Here is a 1695-nt window from a genome sequence, read left to right as displayed (position 1 = left end):
CCACAGCTGCGCGGCCGGGAAGGACGTGGTGCGTCCGGGCTCGTGGAGGGTCCCGCCGCCGGGGCCGAGCTCGAGGTCGACCCGCCGCGTGGAGCCGGCGTACGTCGTCACGAGCCGGAGGGCCAGCCGGGGCGCCGCCGGGGGCGCGGCTGCGGAGGGCGTCATGACGCGACGCTAGGTCGCCGCGCCGGCCGGCGGCAGGTGGAAGGTTCCGGGTTGTGGCGCCCGGATCGGCGACCGGTCAGGCGCCGGGACGGCGCTTGCGCGAGCTCGCCCAGAGCGCGCCGCCGACGGCCACGACCCCACCGACGGCCAGCGCGGCCAGTGTCGGCTTGGCCGGCGGCAGCGGCACCCGGGAGCGCAGCGCGACCGGCTTGGTGAACACCAGCACGGGCCAGCCCCGGTCGGCCGCGATCTTGCGCAGCTCCTTGTCGGGGTTGACCGCGTGGGCGTGGCCGACGGCCTCGAGCATCGGGACGTCGGTGACGGAGTCGCTGTAGCCGTAGCTGTTCTCGAGGTCGTAGCCCATGGTCGCGGCCAGCTCCTCGATCGCGCGGGCCTTCTCCTCGGCGTAGGCGTAGTACTCGATGCCGCCGGTGTAGCGGCCGTCCTCGATCTCCATCCGGGTCGCGATCACCAGGTCCGCGCCGAGCATCTCCGCGATCGGCTCGACCACTTCCGTGCCGGAGGCGGAGACCACGACCACGTCGCGGCCGGCGAGCCGGTGCTCCTCGATCAGGCTGACCGCCTCGTCGTAGACGAGTGGGTCGACGATGTTGTGCAGGGTGTCGGCGACGATCTCGCGGACCGTGGCGACGTCCCACCCGGCGCACAGCTGCGACATGAACTGCCGCATCTTCTCCATCTGGTCGTGGTCGGCGCCGCCGACCAGGTAGACGAACTGGGCGTACGCCGACCGCAGCACCGCGCGCCGGGAGATCAGCCCGCCCGCTTGGAAGGGCTTGCTGAACGCCAGCGTGCTCGACTTGGCGATGATCGTCTTGTCGAGGTCGAAGAAGGCCGCGGTCGGCCGGGTCGCCATGCGCCAATCGTAGGTGGGTCCGGGCCGCCGACGGCCCACCCGGGGCCCACAGCGGCCGTGTCGGACGCCGTTCTCCACAGGCCCCGCGACCCGAGGGTGGCCACGAGCGAGATGCGGGAAGCATCGCAGCATGACCGCTCCGCTGATCATCACCCGCGACCAGTCCCTCCTCGACGAGCTGCTCCGCCTCGCCGCGGCGGCCGGCGTCAGCGCCGACGTCGCGACCGACGGCGGCGCCGCGCTGCGCGGCTGGTCCCGAGCACCGGTGGTCCTGCTCGGCGTCGACCTGGCCGAGGAGGTGGCGCGGATCTCGCCACCCCGGCGCCCCCAGGTCTACGTCGTCTCGTGGGGCGCCGTCCCCGACGAGATGTTCCGCGTCGCGGTGGCCGTGGGCGCCGAGAGCGTCGCGCAGGTCACGAGGTCCGAGGGCTGGCTCACCGAGCTCCTCACCGACCTCGGCGAGACCGCGCCGGCGGAGGGACTGGTCGTCGGCGTGGTCGGTGGCAGCGGCGGGGCCGGTGCGACGACGTTCGCCTGCGCCCTGGCGCAGGTGGGCGCCCAGCGGGGCCGCGCGGTCGTGATCGACGCCGACCCGCTGGGCCCGGGCGTCGACCGGGTGCTGGGGCTCGAGGCCAAGCACGGCGTGCGCTGGG

General features: G+C 74.3%; 2 protein-coding genes. One reads left to right on the top strand and one right to left on the bottom strand.

Features of this window, described 5'->3' with window-relative positions:
• Positions 1-241: 241 nt before the first annotated feature.
• Complete coding sequence (locus VGD85_RS20030) at positions 242-1042, bottom strand: HAD family hydrolase (protein ID WP_331065192.1); 801 nt, start codon at positions 1040-1042, stop codon at positions 242-244.
• 130 nt (positions 1043-1172) lie between these two features.
• On the opposite strand from VGD85_RS20030, the gene ssd reads away from it, so the two are divergent.
• Positions 1173-1695, top strand: a 523-nt coding sequence (ssd, locus tag VGD85_RS20025) for a septum site-determining protein Ssd (RefSeq protein ID WP_331065191.1), incomplete at its 3' end; no start/stop codon positions are given.

Origin of the sequence: Nocardioides sp. (assembly GCF_036401255.1) — a bacterium.
GTDB lineage: Bacteria > Actinomycetota > Actinomycetes > Propionibacteriales > Nocardioidaceae > Nocardioides.
This window is presented reverse-complemented; position numbering and strand designations above follow the sequence as displayed.

Excerpts from the sequence above, each read along its gene's own strand:
- VGD85_RS20030 (WP_331065192.1), bottom strand. The coding sequence starts at position 1,042 with ATGGCGACCCGGCCGACCGCGGCCTTCTTCGACCTCGACAAGACGATC.